1 protein-coding gene is annotated in these 632 nt (G+C 42.7%); it reads right to left on the reverse strand.

Annotated elements, in window-relative coordinates:
* Positions 1-516 (reverse strand): tRNA (guanosine(46)-N7)-methyltransferase TrmB (gene trmB, locus B2899_RS12170; protein ID WP_286886119.1); only part of this gene is annotated, 516 nt, incomplete at its 3' end.
* Between the last annotated feature and the right edge of the window lie 116 nt (positions 517-632).

Here is a 632-nt window from a genome sequence, read left to right on the forward strand (position 1 = left end):
CAGGAATAACTCCTGTGCAAACTCGTTCAAGCTGAATTCAAACAACCCTTCATTGTCGGTTTTCAGTTGAATAAATCCGTTTGAATTTAATATCTTTTTGTATTTAGCGAGAAATTCGCTATGAGTTAGACGGCGTTTGGCATGGCGCTTTTTAGGCCACGGATCGCTGAAATTGAGATAGATCCTGTCCACTTCTTCGGGAGCGAAGTAATTTTCGATGTCACGAATGTTAATCCAGAGGAACGCAATATTGGTAAGTTCCTTGGCTTCAGCTTTTTTGACGGCTTTAATCAGCACTTCTTCGTAGAGCTCGACGCCAAAATAGTTAATATGCGGATTTTGCTCCGCAAGCGTCGTAATGAAGTTGCCTTTACCGGTGCCAAGCTCCACATGAATCGGATTATCGTTGCCAAAGAATTCCCGCCATCTGCCCCTGTATTCTTCACCGTTAAGCGGGACCAGCTTCGGATAGGTAGCCATCGCTTCCCGTACGCCGGGTTTTTTACGTAGACGCATTGTATCAATCACCTGTTTGTTTCAAAATTTTTCACACTGCTATTTATCTTACGCATTGGTGGTACAAGATGCAAGAAAGAAAAGAGGAACGCCTTTTTCCTTATTTTCACAAAAAA

The organism is Aneurinibacillus sp. UBA3580 (assembly GCF_002375825.1).
Classification (GTDB): Bacteria; Bacillota; Bacilli; order Aneurinibacillales; family Aneurinibacillaceae; genus Aneurinibacillus; species Aneurinibacillus danicus.